Annotated in this window: 15 protein-coding genes; 8 read left to right on the top strand and 7 right to left on the bottom strand. The window is 61.6% G+C overall.

The genetic code is table 11. The features are described 5' to 3' along the window. Positions 1–25 precede the first annotated feature (25 nt). Together ACR0MO_RS10625 and ACR0MO_RS10620 are read left to right on the top strand one after the other, a co-directional pair. A complete protein-coding gene (locus tag ACR0MO_RS10625) occupies positions 26–778 on the top strand; it encodes a TIM barrel protein (RefSeq protein ID WP_170623338.1) in 753 nt (250 codons plus the stop codon). Positions 779–851: 73 nt separating this feature from the next. Continuing rightward, positions 852–1082: a DUF2798 domain-containing protein gene (locus ACR0MO_RS10620; protein WP_170453539.1), complete on the top strand. Its 231-nt coding sequence runs from the start codon at positions 852–854 to the stop codon at positions 1080–1082. Between the two features lie 45 nt (positions 1083–1127). On the opposite strand, the gene polA is transcribed toward ACR0MO_RS10620, so the two are convergent. From polA to ACR0MO_RS10605, 3 genes are all read right to left on the bottom strand, one after another. Then, positions 1128–3923 (bottom strand): DNA polymerase I, encoded by a 2796-nt coding sequence (gene polA / locus ACR0MO_RS10615; RefSeq protein WP_480891132.1) that lies wholly within the window; start codon positions 3921–3923, stop codon positions 1128–1130. Positions 3924–3993: 70 nt separating this feature from the next. Beyond that, a complete protein-coding gene (locus ACR0MO_RS10610; protein WP_480891129.1) occupies positions 3994–4464 on the bottom strand; it encodes a hypothetical protein in 471 nt (156 codons plus the stop codon). A gap of 82 nt (positions 4465–4546) precedes the next feature. Continuing rightward, positions 4547–4723 carry a zinc-finger domain-containing protein gene (locus tag ACR0MO_RS10605; protein ID WP_480583615.1) on the bottom strand — a complete coding sequence of 59 codons (177 nt, stop codon included), beginning with the start codon at positions 4721–4723 and terminating at the stop codon, positions 4547–4549. An 87-nt stretch (positions 4724–4810) separates the two neighbouring features. Between ACR0MO_RS10605 and ACR0MO_RS10600 the strand changes: the two genes are divergently transcribed. Then, positions 4811–5800 carry an ABC transporter ATP-binding protein gene (locus ACR0MO_RS10600; protein ID WP_480891265.1) on the top strand — a complete coding sequence of 330 codons (990 nt, stop codon included), beginning with the start codon at positions 4811–4813 and terminating at the stop codon, positions 5798–5800. A 10-nt stretch (positions 5801–5810) separates the two neighbouring features. Here the strand turns inward: ACR0MO_RS10600 and ACR0MO_RS10595 are convergent, their stop codons facing one another. Further along, positions 5811–6275: a DUF1203 domain-containing protein gene (locus ACR0MO_RS10595; protein ID WP_480891127.1), complete on the bottom strand. Its 465-nt coding sequence runs from the start codon at positions 6273–6275 to the stop codon at positions 5811–5813. A 109-nt stretch (positions 6276–6384) separates the two neighbouring features. Here ACR0MO_RS10595 and ACR0MO_RS10590 point away from each other — a divergent pair, with 109 nt between their 5' ends. From ACR0MO_RS10590 to ACR0MO_RS10580, 3 genes are all read left to right on the top strand, one after another. Continuing rightward, positions 6385–9303: an error-prone DNA polymerase gene (locus tag ACR0MO_RS10590; protein ID WP_480891124.1), complete on the top strand. Its 2919-nt coding sequence runs from the start codon at positions 6385–6387 to the stop codon at positions 9301–9303. A 48-nt stretch (positions 9304–9351) separates the two neighbouring features. Further along, positions 9352–9765, top strand: coding sequence for a group III truncated hemoglobin (locus ACR0MO_RS10585; protein ID WP_480873084.1), 414 nt, complete (start codon positions 9352–9354; stop codon positions 9763–9765). A gap of 144 nt (positions 9766–9909) precedes the next feature. Further along, complete coding sequence (locus ACR0MO_RS10580; protein WP_170521133.1) at positions 9910–10848, top strand: DMT family transporter; 939 nt, start codon at positions 9910–9912, stop codon at positions 10846–10848. A 9-nt stretch (positions 10849–10857) separates the two neighbouring features. On the opposite strand, the gene ACR0MO_RS10575 is transcribed toward ACR0MO_RS10580, so the two are convergent. Continuing rightward, entirely contained in the window at positions 10858–11583 is a 726-nt protein-coding gene (locus ACR0MO_RS10575) for an NYN domain-containing protein (RefSeq protein ID WP_480891121.1), read from the bottom strand. Between the two features lie 93 nt (positions 11584–11676). Further along, positions 11677–12789 carry an S-(hydroxymethyl)glutathione dehydrogenase/class III alcohol dehydrogenase gene (locus tag ACR0MO_RS10570; RefSeq protein WP_170453530.1) on the bottom strand — a complete coding sequence of 371 codons (1113 nt, stop codon included), beginning with the start codon at positions 12787–12789 and terminating at the stop codon, positions 11677–11679. Between the two features lie 130 nt (positions 12790–12919). Here ACR0MO_RS10570 and ACR0MO_RS10565 point away from each other — a divergent pair, with 130 nt between their 5' ends. Then, positions 12920–13207, top strand: coding sequence for an I78 family peptidase inhibitor (locus ACR0MO_RS10565; protein ID WP_170453529.1), 288 nt, complete (start codon positions 12920–12922; stop codon positions 13205–13207). Positions 13208–13268: 61 nt separating this feature from the next. After that, the gene (locus tag ACR0MO_RS10560; protein ID WP_480891118.1) at positions 13269–14921 is read left to right on the top strand and encodes a DUF6504 family protein; all 1653 of its coding nucleotides are present in this window, start codon (positions 13269–13271) and stop codon (positions 14919–14921) included. A 3-nt stretch (positions 14922–14924) separates the two neighbouring features. Here ACR0MO_RS10560 and ACR0MO_RS10555 read toward each other — a convergent pair whose 3' ends face one another. Then, the gene (locus ACR0MO_RS10555; RefSeq protein WP_170453527.1) at positions 14925–15650 is read right to left on the bottom strand and encodes an SDR family NAD(P)-dependent oxidoreductase; all 726 of its coding nucleotides are present in this window, start codon (positions 15648–15650) and stop codon (positions 14925–14927) included. Positions 15651–15787: the final 137 nt, after the last annotated feature.

Below are 15787 nucleotides of genomic sequence, written 5' to 3'. Positions count from 1 at the left end.
CGGGGACCAAACACCTGGACCGCTCATGCCCAGATTTGCCGCCAATCTCTCGCTGCTCTTTACCGAGCTGCCCTACCTGGATCGCTTTGCCGCCGCAGCCGAGGCCGGGTTCAAGGCGGTCGAGATTCTGTTCCCCTATGATCTGGCCGCGAAAGAGACCCGCCGCGCCCTGCTGGCCAATGGGCTGGAACTGGTTCTGATCAACGCCCCACCGCCCAACTACACCGGCGGGCAGCCCGGTTACGCAGCACTTCCCGGCGGCGAGGCGCGGTTTCAATCCGATATCCGCCGGGTTCTGCGCTACGCCGACGCGCTGCGCCCGAAGATCATCCATATCATGTCCGGCTATGCGTCCGGGCCACAGGCGATGGCCAGCTTCGTGCAAAACCTGCAATGGGCGGCCGAGATCGCGCCCACCCAGCAGTTCACCATCGAGCCGCTGAACCCGGTGTCCCAACCGGGCTACTTCCTGAACGACTACGCGCTGGCGGCCGAGGTTCTGGACCAGGTGGATCGCCGCAATATCGGTCTGCAATATGACAGCTTTCACGCCGATATGATCCATGGCGACGCGTTGGCCGTCTGGGATCAATACCATGACCGCGTGGTGCACGCTCAGATCGGGGCCGCGCCGGGTCGGTCGGAACCCGGCAGCGGACACACGGATTTCGACAGGCTTTTCAGTGCGATGGACAATAGCGGCTATGCTGGGTGGGTCAGCGCGGAATACACGCCTTCAACGCGCCGGACCGAGGAGTCGCTGGACTGGATGCGGTAGCCTGACAGCAACCACTGGCATTTGCGGCCAAAATACCCCACATGTTGCCAAGGCCAACGAACGGATGATGCCCATGACCGCCGCCCGCTTATCGCATGTCGTGTTTTGCCTGATCATGTCAGGGCTGATGTCCTGCATCGTAACCGGTATTGCGACGGTCAAGGCCGTGGGGCTGGGTCCCACCACCGTCTCGGACTGGATGGCCTCGTGGATGTTCTGCTGGCCCATCGCCTTCGCGGTCATTGTGGTTCTTGGGCCCGCAGTGAAACGGCTGGTGGACCGACTGGTCAGGCCCAAAGCCTGACCCGCTGCGAAGAGGGCCCGCCGGGCCTGATGAGCGGCGCCTTCCTTAATGCGCTTCGGCCCAGTTGGCCCCCTGCCCGGCATCCACCTCCAGCTTCACATCCAGCTTGACGGCCGGGTCCGATGCACCCTCCATCACGTCGCGCGCCACACCGATCACCTGATCCACCGCATCTTCGGCCACTTCAAACAGCAATTCGTCATGCACCTGCAACAGCATCTTGGCAGGCAGCCCGTTGATCGCATCCGGCATCCGCACCATCGCGCGCCGGATCACATCCGCTGCCGTCCCCTGAATCGGCGCGTTGATCGCCGCCCGGCGCGAAAACCCGGCATGCGGCCCCTTGGCATTGATTTCAGGCGTATGGATTTTGCGCCCGAACAGGGTCTGCACATAGCCATGTTCCTTGGCGAACGCGACCGTATCGTCCATGTACTGGCGAATGCCCGGAAAGCGTTCGAAATACCGATCAATGAACCCCTGCGCCTCGGCCCGGGGGATGCGCAGGTTGCGCGCCAGACCAAAGCCCGAGATGCCATAGATCACACCAAAGTTGATCGCCTTGGCCTGACGGCGGATATCCGGCGTCATCTCGTCCAGCGGCACGTCAAACATCTCAGACGCGGTCATGGCGTGAATGTCCAACCCGTCCGAGAATGCCTGTTTCAAGGCATCAATCCCGGCGATATGCGCCAAAATCCGCAGCTCGATCTGGCTGTAGTCGAGGCTGACCAGCACATTGCCCGGCTCGGCAATAAACGCCTCGCGAATGCGCCGCCCTTCCTCGGTACGCACGGGGATGTTCTGCAGGTTCGGATCGGTCGAGGCCAGACGCCCCGTGCTGGCCCCGGTTATCGAATAAGACGTATGCACCCGCCCGGTATCGGGGTTGATATGGGTCTGCAAAGCATCCGTGTAAGTCGATTTCAGCTTGGACAGCTGCCGCCAGTCCAGCACCCGGCGCGGCAATTCATGCTCGGTCGCCAGATCCTCAAGCACATCCGCCCCGGTCGAGTATTTCCCGGTCTTACCCTTCTTGCCGCCTTCCAGACCCATCTTGTCGAACAGGATCTCTCCCAACTGCGCGGGCGAGCCGACATTGAAATTCTCACCGGCCAATTCGTGGATTTCAGCCTCTAACCCGGCCATTTTCTGGGCGAATGCGTTGGACATGCGGCTGAGAACATCGCGGTCAACCTTGATGCCGTGCATCTCCATCTCGGCCAGCACCGGCACCAGCGGGCGTTCGAGGGTCTCATACACCGTCGTCACCTGCACCTGATGCAGTTGCGGCTTGAACAATTGCCACAGGCGCAGGGTGATATCGGCATCCTCGGCGGCATAGGCGGTCGCCTCATCAATCGGCACCTTGTCAAAGGTGATCGCCGATTTGCCCGAACCCAACAGCGGTTTGATCGGGATCGGCGTGTGGCTCAGATAGCGTTCGGACAGCGTATCCATGCCATGCCCATGCGCGCCGCCATGCATGGCGTAGGACATCAGCATCGTGTCATCGATGGGGGCCACATCGATGCCATAACGCGCAAATATCTTGGCATCATATTTCATATTCTGCCCGATTTTCAGGACCGACGGGTCTTCGAATACCGGTTTCAGCAGGGTTAGAGCCTCATCCAGCGGCATCTGTCCCTCGGCCAGCGCGTCCGAGCCAAACAGATCATCGGTCGCGCTTTGCCGGTGGATCAACGGGATGTAACAAGCCTCGCCCGGCTCAATGCACAGCGAAATGCCGACCAGATCGGCGATCATCTCATTCAACCCGGTGGTCTCGGTGTCCACCGCAACCCAGCCGCGCTCATAGGCCTGATCGATCCATTTTTGCAGCGCCCCGGCATCGCGCACGCATTCGTATTTCGAGGCATCAAACGGGATAACCTCGGCTTCAACTTCTTCGACCGGCGCAGGCGCGTCGGCAATCACCGGAGCCTCAGCCCCCAACTTATCCGCGATGCGCTTGGTGAGGGTGCGGAACTCCATCTCGGCCAGAAACGCCAGCAACTTCTCCGGCTCGGGGTCTTTCACCTCAAGATCGTCCAAGGTGAAATCCAGAGGCGTCTGCTCATCCAGTTGCACCAGCTTCTTCGACAATTCGATCTGGTCGCGCTTTTCGATCAGGGTCTGGCGGCGCTTGGGCTGCTTGATCTCTTCGGCGCGGTCCAGCAGGGTTTCCAGATCACCATATTCATTGATCAACAACGCCGCCGTCTTGATCCCGATCCCCGGCGCGCCCGGCACGTTATCCACCGAATCCCCGGCCAGCGCCTGCACATCGACCACCCGTTCCGGCCCGACGCCGAATTTCTCGAGCACCCCGTCCCGGTCGATGCGCTTGTTCTTCATCGCATCCAGCATTTCCACGCCGTCGCCGACCAGTTGCATCAGATCCTTGTCGGAACTGACGATGGTCACACGACCCCCGGCCTCACGCGCCTGAACGGCCAGCGTGGCGATGATGTCGTCGGCCTCATAGCCCTCAAGCTCCTTGCAGGCGATGTTGAACGCTTTCGTCGCCTCGCGGGTCAGGGGCATCTGCGGGCGCAGATCCTCGGGCATCGCCTCGCGGTTGGCTTTGTAGAGATCGTACAGATCATTGCGGAACGTGTGCGAGCCCTTGTCGAAAATCACCGCCACATGGGTCGGCGCATCTGGCCCGGCGTTCCCTTCGACATATTTCTGCAGCATGTTGCAGAACCCCGAAACCGCCCCGATCGGCAGCCCATCGGATTTGCGCGTCAGCGGAGGCAGCGCGTGATAGGCCCTGAAAATAAAGGCCGATCCGTCGATCAGATGCAGGTGACACCCTTTTCCGAAATTGCTCATGCGCGCTCTCCCTGTCGGTCAGGGATGGTTCTGCCACAGGGGCAGGCGACTGACCAGTCAGGAACGTGGGTTAACCACCAAAGAGGCCGCTGAAAACGTCCGAGAAGCTGTTCAGAAGCGCCATGATCACCAGCACGCCAAGGAAGGCGAAAAAGGCAAAGGCGAAGAACTGGAACAGGATCGCACCGATGCCAACGCAGACACCCGCGATAGCAGGGCGCATCCGTTCGTGGCGCAGAATGCCAATTACCGAGACAACAATCGCCAGCCCGCCCAGCATGGCCACGCCGATTTGCAGGAAATCGTCCAGATCGCGGGTTTGGGCGACCGGTTCAGGCTGTTCCAGCCCAGCGGCAGCGCGGAGGGTCGATTTTCCAATCTCGGCGGCCAGTTCCCCCAGCGACACGCCGGTTGATTGCTGCGGCGCAAACGGCCCGGCCCAGAACACAAACAGCGCGGCAAACAACGCCATCGCCGCCAGGCAAAACCCGATCCAGCCAAAAACCGGGCTGGCGTTCTGTTTAGCAGTCATGTCGGTCATCGCACTCACCCGCGTTGGTCCCACCAAAGAGTTACCATGAGAAACGCGGCAAGATTTCGGCAGCGACCGAAGCAGCGGACGATCAGCCTTGCTCTGTGCCCCTCAGAACATATTTGCAGTCGCAATAGGGGCATTCGACCCAGCCGGTATCCTCGGGGATCTGCAACCAGACGCGCGGATGACCCAATGCGCCCTCACCCCCGTCACAGGCGACACGGGTGGTTTCGACGATCCTGGTTTCCGGGGCTTCGATGGTCACGGCTGGCGATCCTTCTGCGGTTGTCGGCCTCGCGGGCATGTACTAGGTGCGTTTATGAGCGATGAGCAAACCGGGGGCAAGAGCCACATGGCCGATGCGGCAATCAGGATCGAAGGGCTGCGCAAGACCTATCGCGGCGGCAAGGGCCAGCCCGAGAAACAGGCGCTGAAAGGTATTGATCTGACCATCCCGCGCGGGTCGGTCTTTGGGCTTCTGGGGCCAAACGGGGCCGGGAAATCGACGCTGATCAATATTCTGGCGGGGCTGGTGGTGAAATCCTCGGGCAATGTGTCGATCTGGGGCTTCGATCAGGATCAGAACCCGCGCCAATCCCGCGCCGCCATCGGCGTGATGCCGCAGGAACTGAACCTCGACCCGTTCTTCACCCCACGCGGCGCGCTAGAGGTTCAGGCCGGGCTGTATGGCGTGCCCAAAGCGCAACGCCGCAGCGATGAGATCCTCGAACTGGTCGGCCTCAGCGACAAAGCCGAGGCCTATGCCCGCACCCTGTCGGGCGGGATGCGCAGGCGGTTGCTGTTGGCCAAGGCGCTGGTGCATCATCCCAAAGTGCTGGTGCTGGACGAACCCACGGCGGGCGTGGATATCGAGCTGCGCCAGATGCTGTGGGCCAATGTGCGCAAGCTGAACGAACAGGGCATGACCATCATCCTGACCACGCACTATCTGGAAGAGGCGCAGGAGATGTGCGACCAGATCGCCATCATCAACCACGGTGAAAAGATCGCGCAGGACAGCACCGCAAACCTGCTGGGCCGCATGGACAGCCGCACCATGGTGATTGTCCCCGACCGTCCTGTCACCGATTTGCCCGCAACCGAGGGCGTCGAAGCCACCCTGCGCGACGATGGCAATCTGGTGTTGAACTACCGCAGCGCCCAAACCAGCGCCGAGCAGGTTCTGGAATCCGTCCGCGCCGCAGGTATTCGCATTCGCGATGTCCGGACCGAGGAAGCCGACCTTGAAGATGTCTTCCTCGCCCTGACATCCTCGCGCGCGGATGAACCGGCGGACGATCAGGACCAGCCGCGCCGGGGGATGCACCGGGTCAAGCTTTAGGGTCCTGAGCCTAGCCCCGATCGATCCGCGCCTGATAGCAGTTGTTGCGCGCAGATCGGACATGGATATAGGCGATATCCGGGCGGGCAAAAATATCCCGGACCTTTGCGCCAATCTGATCCGTGGGCGTGATCGCCCCGGTGCCATAAACGATCCGGTTGTCCGCCCCATACCCCTTGATCAGATAGTCCGGCGAGGTGGTCAGAATCTCGGGCAGTGCCGCGCCCTCATACCGCTCACACGGTGTGGCGCACAGAAAAATCGGGCCGGTTTCGGCGTATGGATGTGTCTCTAAAAAGGGCCGATGCGCCAGAATCAGCATCTCTTCGCCTTCCGGAATGTTGCGCAGGCAATGGCGGCAGGGATTGCCAGAGCCGGTCGAAACGGCCCGCTCGGGCGGGACACCATAGGCATCCGGGCCGCCTGCCTGAAGGGCGCGGACATCATCGGTGGATAATGCGGTGATCTTGAACATATCGGGCCTCCTTTTTCCTGACCCTGCCTGCCTGATCGGCCTCAATCGACCCGTTTCCTGCGCAAAGGACTCGAAAAAGAACAAAACGTGAATATAATATGGAATCGTCATGTATGCCGAGCTGTCGATCACATCGAACTTCACCTTCCTCACCGGGGCCTCTCACCCCGAGGAGTATATGGAGCGTGCCGTCACCCTGAACCTGCCCGCCATCGCCATTGCCGATGACAACTCGGTCGCCGGAATCGTGCGCGCCCATACCCAAGGGCGCGAGATCGCCCGCAAGGTCCGCGAACGGCTGGAGTGGGAGGCACAGAACACCTCCATCGGCCCGCCCTGCCCGGACCATATCCCCAAACCGCCCTCGTATCCGATTAACGCAGTGCCGCGCCTGATCCCAGCCGCGCGGCTGATCTTTACCGATGCACCCACCGTTACCGCCCTGCCCTTGAACCGACAGGGCTGGGGCAACCTGTGCCGTATCCTGTCGGCGGGCCGTCTGCGCGCCGAGAAAGGCGATTGCATCCTGCACCTGTCGGACCTGTTGGAGTTTTCCGACGGTCTCCACTTGCTGCTCTGGCCACAGGCGGACCGGTCGCAGGGCGGCGCGAGCCCATGGCGGACACAGGCGCAGCAGCTGACGCGCCGCTTTGTCGGGCGGATACATCTGTTGATGCACCCCCGGTATGATGGCGCAGACAGCACCTATTTCTCTTTATTAGAGACGGAATCGAAACATCTCGGCATCCCCACCCTCGCCAGCGCCGCACCGATGATGCATCACGGTGCGCGCCGTAAACTGGGGGATGTGCTGACCGCCATTCGTCTGCGCCGCAAGGTGGATGATCTGGGCCGCGCAGCGCTGGCCAATGGCGAACAGCGCCTGCGATCCGAGGCTGAGATGCTGCGCATCTTCAAGGGGCATGAAGGGGCTGTCGCCCGCGCCCATGACCTCAGCGAACGGCTTACCTTCTCGCTGGACGAACTGCGCTATGAATACCCCAGCGAGGGCAGCGCGCAGGAAACCCCAACCGAACGCCTGCACCGTCTGGCCCATGAGGGGCTGAAATGGCGCTACCCGGCGGGCGCGTCCGAGAAGGCCAGGAAGATGCTGGCCCATGAGCTTACCCTGATCGGCAAGCTGAAATACGAACCCTACTTTCTCACCGTCCGGGACATCGTCAAATTCGCGCGGTCCCGCGATATCCTGTGTCAGGGGCGCGGCTCGGCGGCCAATTCGGTGGTCTGCTACTGCCTTGGCATCACCGAGGTCAGCCCCGAACTGGGCACGATGGTGTTCGAACGCTTTGTCTCTGAGGCCCGCGACGAACCGCCCGATATCGACGTGGATTTCGAACACGAACGTCGCGAGGAGGTAATCCAGCACATCTACGACCGCTATGGCCGGGACCGCGCGGGCCTTTGTGCCACGGTGGTGCATTACCGTGGTAAACGCGCCATTCGCGAGGTTGGGCGGGCCATGGGTCTGACCGAAGACACGATCTCGGCGCTGTCCTCACAGTTATGGGGTTTCTTCTCAACCGTCGGGCTCGAAGCGCACCGGATGCGCGAGATTGGCCTCGACCCCGAAGATCGCCGCCTGAAACAGACTCTGTCTTTGGTCTATGAGATCGACGGCTTCCCCCGGCACCTTTCGCAGCATGTCGGCGGGTTCATCATCACCGAGGGGCGTTTGGACGAACTTGTCCCCATCGAGAACGCCACGATGGAGGACCGCACTGTCATATGTTGGGACAAGGATGACATCGACAGCTTAGGCATTCTGAAGGTCGATGTGCTGAGCCTTGGGATGCTGACCTGCATTCGCAAGGCGTTCGACCTGATCGGGCAACATCACCAGACCAGCTATACGCTGGCCACCCTGCCGCCCGAAGATCCCCAAGTATACGATATGCTGTGCAAAGCGGATTCGGTTGGCGTGTTTCAGGTGGAATCACGGGCACAGATGAATTTCCTGCCCCGCATGCGGCCGCGCAATTTCTATGATCTGGTGATCGAGGTCGCCATCATCCGCCCCGGCCCCATTCAGGGTGACATGGTCCATCCCTATATCCGCCGCCGCAATGGCGAGGAAGAGGTCAGCTTCCCCTCGGACGAGTTGGGCGAGGTTCTGGGCAAAACGCTAGGCGTACCGTTGTTTCAGGAACAGGCGATGCAGATCGCCATCGTCGGCGCGGGGTTCACCCCGGAACAGGCCGACCGGCTGCGGCGGTCTCTGGCAACCTTCAAGAAGCATGGCAATGTCAGCGAGTTTCGCGCGCTGTTCCTGCGCGGGATGAAGCGCAACGGGTATGAACAGGATTTTGCGGAACGCTGTTTCTCGCAGATCGAAGGGTTCGGGTCCTATGGCTTCCCTGAAAGCCACGCGGCCAGCTTTGCGCTGCTGGTCTATGCCAGCGCCTGGATCAAATGCCATCACCCCGGCATTTTCGCCTGTGCGCTGCTGAATTCACAGCCGATGGGCTTCTATGCGCCCGCCCAGATCGTGCGGGAAGCGCGAGAACACGGGGTGCAGGTGCGCCCGGTCTGCATCAATGCCAGCTTCTGGGACAATGTGATGGAGCCCGACGGCCATGGTGGGCTGGCCCTGCGGCTGGGATTCCGCCAGATCAAGGGGCTCAGCGAAGAGGACGCCAGCTGGCTGACCGCCGCACGCGGCAACGGCTACCATCAGGTCGATGACGTCTGGCGCCGGGCGGGGTTGGGCCCGTCGGTGATCGAGCGGCTGGCCGAAGCCGACGCCTTCGCCGCCTGCGATCTGACCCGGCGCGAGGCGCTGTGGCAGGCCAAGGCGATTGCCACCGCCAAACCCTTGCCCCTGTTTTCGCAGGATCTGGAGGGCGAGGCGCTGGATGAGCCCGAAGCCTATCTGCCGCAGATGACGTTGGGCGAGCAGGTAGTCGAGGATTACGTCGCCACCCGCCTCAGCCTGCGGGCGCATCCGGTCGCCCTGCTGCGGCATCTGCTGACGCCGGATCAGCGCGACAAAACCACGCCTGTCGCGTGACGACAGAACGGGATATTGGCCCGGAACAGAGTCGAAACCGGTGCCCTCATGACCAGACCCGCCCTGCCGCCGCGCTTTCCGGCAACGCCCGATCAGATCAACACTCAGGTCCGCGCCTTCTATGCCCGCGTGCGCGAGGACGCTGTGCTGGGTCCGGTCTTTGGCAACCATGTCACCGACTGGCCCAGCCATGAGGAAAAGATCGCCGCCTTCTGGCGCAACGCCATCCTGTTCGAGCGCTGCTATGACGGCAATCCCCAACGCGTCCATATCGAGCGGCCCGACGTGAAGCCCGAGATGTTCGCCCATTGGCTGGACCTCTTCGAAGAGGTCGCCGCCCAAACCCTGCCCCCGGAAACCGCAACCCCATGGGTCGCGCTGGCCCGGCGTATCGGGGTCGGGATGAAGGCCGGTGTGCAATCGGCCCGCCAACCCAAGGACGCTCCGCCGATCCTGCGTTGATCCCTGAACATGGCGGCTTTGCGATGTTAGCGGTAAAATAGGGGCTATGCGCCCCGGTAAAATCGGTTTACTCAGGGGCAAGACAGCCTTTTTGCGCTGCGACGGCACAGTGCCACCACACCGACATCACCCGAGGCCATATCGATGAGCACTCAAAACACCACCCTTCGGGGACTTGGTTTCGCGTTTGCGGGATTCGCGGTCTTTGCCAGCCATGACGCGCTGATCAAAGTGCTGGGCGGGACCTATTCGGTGATGCAGATCATCTTCTTCGCCACGCTGTTTTCCTTTGTGCCGATGGCGGTCACAATCCTGACCGACCGGACAACGGGCAACTTCCTGCCGCATCACCCGTGGCTGGTGCTGCTGCGCTCGGCGCTGATGGTCACGGCCATGTCCTGCGCCTTTTACGCCTTCTCGGTCCTGCCGCTGGCCGAGGTCTATTCGCTGCTGTTTTCCTTCCCGCTGATCGTCACGGTCCTGTCGATCCCGATTCTGGGGGAAGTTGTCCGCGCCCAGCGCTGGGCCGCCGTTGGCGTCGGACTGATCGGCGTTCTGATCGTGCTGCGCCCCGGTTCAACGGATATCACTTTGGGCCACCTCGCCGCCCTGACGGCTGCGTTTTGCAGCGCCTTCGCATCCGTTCTGGTGCGAAAGATCGGGAATGAGGAACGCTCGGCCGTGCTGATCCTCTACCCCATGCTGCTGGCTATTGTTGTCATGAGCTTGCTGCAACCCGCCGTCTACCAGCCGCCCTCGCTGCTGCATCTGGCGATGATGGCGCTGGTCGGCGTGTTCTCGGTCATAGCGCAACACCTGATCATCCTGGCCTACCGCGCCGCGCCCGCCGGCGTGGTCGCCCCCAGCCAGTACAGCCAGATCATCTGGGCGACGCTGTTTGGCATGATCTTCTTCGGTGAACGCCCGGACGGCTGGGTCGCCGTCGGGGCAAGCATCATCATCGCGTCTGGTGTATTCGTGGTCTGGCGCGAGAGTCGGTCGAATACCACTTCGACCAACACCCCGGTTTTGCGGGTGCGCTCACCGCGCTCGGATACGGGGGCGTCGCGACCGGGGGATTGAACCAAGGCTTCAGGTGTCAATGCACCTGATCTTGAGTCCTCCATTTATGTTGCCTTCTTCAAAGCGATCTATGGCTCGAACCAAATCGCTCAGCCTTTTGTAGCCGTATGAACGGGAATCGAAGTCCGGATACATCTTCCCCAGTTGGCTACCCACAAAGGAAAGGCTGGCCCATCCATCCGCCTCGTTCGTGTTCAGCACAACGTTTCGGATCAATTGGTAAGCATGGTTCAACTCATGCTTCGCCTTTGGTGTCTCTGCACTCTTCGCGCGTGATGCAATGGGTTCGGATTTTTCAATATTCTCTATGTAAATGAAACGATTGCACGCATTGACGAACGCTTTGGGTGCTTTTCGCTCGCCGATTCCATATACATCCAATCCCTGTTCGCGAATGCGGCTTGCCAGGCGGGTGAAGTCGCTGTCTGACGACACAAGTACAAACCCGCCGAAGCGCTCAGAATGCAGGATGTCCATGGCATCAATTACCAAGGCAATATCGCTGGAATTCTTCCCAGATGTATTGGCGAACTGCTGATGGGGAACGATGGCAAATTCAGCCAGCAATGCGGCATCCCATCCTTGGGGTGCGCCGTTGGAAAAGTCTCCGTAAATCCGTCTGAGGCCGGCTTCGCCCAATGTCGCAATTTCTTCGAATATCTCTTTGGCATGTTTCGCGGGCACATTGTCCGCATCTATCAATACTGCCAATCGGTAGGAATTTCCTGTTGTCACTTCAAATCCTCAATTCAAAATAATTCAATCATCAAAAATTAGGTATGAAAAAAGGGCGAGCAAAAGCCCGCCCTTCAAGATCATTTCATTGTATCAGTAAACCACCACCGACCGAATGCTCTCACCTTTATGCATCAGGTCGAAGCCGTGGTTGATGTCGTCCAGACCCATAGTGTGGGTGATCATCGGGTCGATCTCGATCTTGCCGTCCATGTACCAGTCGACGATCTTGGGCACATCGGTCCGGCCCCGCGCACCGCCAAAGGCGGTACCGCGCCAGGATCGGCCGGTGACCAGCTGGAACGGACGGGTCGAGATTTCGGCACCCGCAGGGGCCACGCCGATGATGATCGACTCACCCCAGCCCTTGTGGGCCGATTCCAGTGCGTCGCGCATGACGCCGACATTGCCGGTGGCGTCGAACGTATAGTCCGCGCCGCCCTTGGTGAGGTTGACCAGATAGGGAACCAGATCGCCTTCGACCTCTTTGGGGTTCACGAAATCGGTCATGCCGAATTTCGTCGCCATTTCCACCTTGGCAGGGTTCAGGTCAACGCCCACGATCTGATCGGCCCCGGCCAGACGCAGGCCCTGAATGACGTTCAGGCCGATGCCACCCAGACCAAAGACGATGGCGCGGCTACCGATCTCGACCTTGGCGGTGTTGATGACGGCTCCGATACCGGTGGTCACGCCGCAGCCGATATAGCAGATCTTGTCAAACGGCGCGTCCTCGCGCACCTTGGCCAGCGCAATCTCGGGCAGGACCGTGTGGTTCGAAAAGGTCGAGCAGCCCATGTAGTGCAGGATCGGATCACCATCCAGCGTCGAAAAGCGCGAGGTGCCGTCGGGCATCAGGCCCTTGCCCTGCGTTTCGCGGATCGCCTGACACAGATTGGTCTTGGGGTGCAGACAATATTCACACTCGCGGCATTCGGGAGTGTAGAGCGGGATCACATGATCCCCGGGCTTCAGGCTGGTGACACCAGGGCCGACTTCGACCACCACGCCTGCGCCTTCGTGGCCCAGAATGGCGGGAAACAGGCCCTCGGGGTCGGCGCCCGACAGGGTGAATTCGTCGGTGTGGCAAATGCCGGTCGCTTTGATTTCAACCAGAACCTCGCCCGCTTTGGGGCCTTCCAGGTTCACGTCCATCACTTCCAAAGGTTTGCCCGCCTGAACGGCGACGGCGGCACGGGTGCGCATTGTGCTTGTCTCCCTGTCTTGTTTGCCCCGACCCTGCGCCAATTGCAGGGTGTTTTCAACTGTGCTTTGATGACAGGCAGGTTAAACGATTGATATTGCAGAAACGACATTGCCGGAATGAGGAGCGCCAATGCACCGATTTATCCCGATCCTGATCCTTCTTGCGGCCTGCGCCGAACCCCCTGCCCCGGAAGAGGCGCGGACCGAGCCCGAAGCCGCGCCGGTCGATCTGGCCTTTTGTCAGGGCGATCCGTTTGCTGACTCGGTCGGTCAGCCCGTGTCTTCCATTCAGGCCGATCTGCCCGAACGGGCGCGGGTTTTGGGACCAAACGACATTGCAACGCAGGATTATCGCATCGACCGGCTGAATGTCTTCGTGAACGGTGCGGGTGTCATTCAGCGTCTGACCTGCGGGTAGGCGTGGACTTGGGCGCTGATTCTCAGGTAAGAACAAAATGGGAACATTTTGATGTCTGCCGATGCCAAAACGCCGAATACTTTCACTGTGGTTTCCCCTTCTGGGGGCTGAACGGCTGATCCGCGCCGCGCGGGGGCTGCATAGCGGACCTTTGGCTGTCGTGGCCGAACAGTCGAACATGCAGGTCGTGACCTCTCTGAACGCCGAAGCTCAGGCTGCCGGGCTGCGCGTGGGTCAGCCGGTGCGCGATGCCCATGCCATGTGTGCCTCGCTGATCACCAGACACCGCAACGCCCCGGCCGAGGCTGCGTTTCTGACCGCGCTGCGCCGCTGGGCGGGCAAGTTCAGCCCGTGGGTGGCCGAGGAAGCGCCGGACGGGCTGATCGTCGATCTGTCAGGTTGCGCCCATCTGTTCGGCGGGGAAGAGGCGCTGCTGAGCGTGCTTGAAACCGACTGCGCCGATATGGGCCTCAGCGTGCAGATGGGGATCGCGGATACACTGGGCGCGGCCTGGGCGCTGGCACGCTATGCAGGGCAAGAGGCCACATCGGATCGCAATGGCGACGCCATCAGTCAGGAGGCCCGTGCCACCCGCGCGCGGGCGGGCAAGCGGCGGCACTGGACCAGAGGCGGGGCCGCGCCGCAGGTGATGGCGCTGGGCGGCGGGGCCCGGATCGCCGCGCCGGGGCAATCCTACGGCGCGCTCAGCCCGCTGCCCATCGCGGCGCTGCGGCTTGAGGATCAGGTGGTCGCACAGCTCAACCGGCTGGGCCTGCGCCGAATCGGCGATCTGCTGGGCCAGCCACGAGCGAGTTTGGCACGGCGGTTCGGACGCGGGCTGGTGCTGCGGCTGGATCAGGCCATGGGCAGCGCGCCCGAGCCCGTCTCGCCCGCCCGCCCGCCACATCAGTTTGCGGTGCGGATGACCCTGCCCAACCCGATCGGGTTGATCGAGGACGTGATGGCTGCTGTTGATCGCGTTCTGCCGACGCTTTGTACCAAGCTGGAAGAGAAAGGGCGCGGCGTCCGGACCCTGCGGTTGGAAGCCCACCGCGCCGATCAGGCGGCTGAGATCATCGAGGTCGGTCTGGCCCGTCCGACCTATGACAAACACCGCATTCGCCCCTTGTTAGAGATGAAAATCGATAAGATCGACGCTGGCTATGGCATCGACATGCTGCGGCTTGAGGCGATCCAGACCGAACCTATCCACGCCCGAACGATGGCAGGACATGCCGAAGCCAGACAGGTGGCCCGCAACCGGCTTGAAGGGAATACAGCCGTGGATGACCTGATCGGCAAGCTGGGCGCGCGGGTCGGGCTTGAGGCGATCACACGGCGACATCCCGCCGCCTCGCACATCCCCGAGAAGACGGCGCAGGTGCTGGCGGCGGCGTGGTCGGAACCGGCTCGCGATTGGCCTGCGCCGGCACGTCCGCGCCCCTTGCAGATGTGGCAGCCCGAGCCGGTGATGGCCCCGGAAACCCCGGATGTGCCCGGCAGCTTTCGCTGGCGCGGGCGCGACTGGCAATTGGCACAGGCCACCGGCCCGGAACGGATCGCGCCCGAATGGTGGCTGGACGATCCCAACTGGCGCAGCGGCGTGCGCGATTACTGGGTGGTGGTGACGGAACAGGGGGAACGGCTGTGGCTGTTCTACGGCCATGGCGGCACCATGTCAGCGGGCTGGTTCTGTCAGGGGCAGTTTGGTTAGGGTCTATTTTCCACGATACACCAGCCAATCCGGCAGGTAATCTACCAACCGGACCACCCAGGAAAACGGTGCAGGAAAATCGGTGCGAAAACGACGGCGCGACATCGCTTTGATGACACGCTCTGCCGCGTCCTCAGGCGTCATCAGCATCGGCATCTTGAAGTCATTCTTCTCGGTCAGGCGGGTCTTGATGAAACCCGGATTGACGATCCGAACCGTGACCCCCGTGCCCGCCAGATCGAACCGCATCGTCTCGGCCAGCGACACCAACGCCGCCTTGCTGGCCGCATAACCCACCGCCGCAGGCAGGCCACGATAGCCGGACAAAGAGCCGATCAGAGTAATGTCCCCCCGACCTGCGCGCATGAAGCCCGGCACCGTCTCACCCAGTACCCGCAACGCGCCAGTGTAGTTCACGTCGGTCATGGCCAGAACCGCCTCGGTGTCCCAATCGGCCGAGCGCATCGGCTCATAGGCTCCGGCGTTGTAGACCAGCCCGTCGATCTCTCCGGTCTCGGCCACGGCGCGGCGTACGGCGTCCAGATCGGTCACGTCGAAGGGCACCGACCGCGCATTGGGCAGCTTGGCGCAGATTTCGGCCAGGCGGTCGGCATTGCGCGCCGACAGGATCAGATGCGCACCGTCGCGGGCCAGCCCCTCGGCCACGGCCCGGCCCAGCCCTTCGCTGGCGCCTACGATCCAATAGGTTTTTCCGTGAAAACTGCTCATCCCCGGGCCATATCTGTTGTGCTGTATCTTCTACGGTTGGGCCAAAGGGCTGGATCACGCAACCACACAGGAAACTCAGCCCAGACGTCACAGTCTAGAGCACGTGGCAAATTAATCTAATCTGATTGATCCGGCGT

It is taken from the genome of Ruegeria sp. K5 (assembly GCF_056531805.1).
This window is presented reverse-complemented; position numbering and strand designations above follow the sequence as displayed.

Bases quoted from the DNA above. Each gene is read 5' to 3' on its own strand.
- ACR0MO_RS10610 (WP_480891129.1), bottom strand. From the start codon at position 4,464: ATGACCGACATGACTGCTAAACAGAACGCCAGCCCGGTTTTTGGCTGG.
- ACR0MO_RS10620 (WP_170453539.1), top strand. From the start codon at position 852: ATGACCGCCGCCCGCTTATCGCATGTCGTGTTTTGCCTGATCATGTCA.
- ACR0MO_RS10595 (WP_480891127.1), bottom strand. From the start codon at position 6,275: ATGTTCAAGATCACCGCATTATCCACCGATGATGTCCGCGCCCTTCAG.
- ACR0MO_RS10580 (WP_170521133.1), top strand. From the start codon at position 9,910: ATGAGCACTCAAAACACCACCCTTCGGGGACTTGGTTTCGCGTTTGCG.
- ACR0MO_RS10560 (WP_480891118.1), top strand. From the start codon at position 13,269: ATGCCAAAACGCCGAATACTTTCACTGTGGTTTCCCCTTCTGGGGGCT.
- ACR0MO_RS10585 (WP_480873084.1), top strand. From the start codon at position 9,352: ATGACCAGACCCGCCCTGCCGCCGCGCTTTCCGGCAACGCCCGATCAG.
- polA (WP_480891132.1), bottom strand. From the start codon at position 3,923: ATGAGCAATTTCGGAAAAGGGTGTCACCTGCATCTGATCGACGGATCG.
- ACR0MO_RS10565 (WP_170453529.1), top strand. From the start codon at position 12,920: ATGCACCGATTTATCCCGATCCTGATCCTTCTTGCGGCCTGCGCCGAA.
- ACR0MO_RS10625 (WP_170623338.1), top strand. From the start codon at position 26: ATGCCCAGATTTGCCGCCAATCTCTCGCTGCTCTTTACCGAGCTGCCC.
- ACR0MO_RS10555 (WP_170453527.1), bottom strand. From the start codon at position 15,650: ATGAGCAGTTTTCACGGAAAAACCTATTGGATCGTAGGCGCCAGCGAA.
- ACR0MO_RS10600 (WP_480891265.1), top strand. From the start codon at position 4,811: ATGGCCGATGCGGCAATCAGGATCGAAGGGCTGCGCAAGACCTATCGC.
- ACR0MO_RS10590 (WP_480891124.1), top strand. From the start codon at position 6,385: ATGTATGCCGAGCTGTCGATCACATCGAACTTCACCTTCCTCACCGGG.
- ACR0MO_RS10570 (WP_170453530.1), bottom strand. From the start codon at position 12,789: ATGCGCACCCGTGCCGCCGTCGCCGTTCAGGCGGGCAAACCTTTGGAA.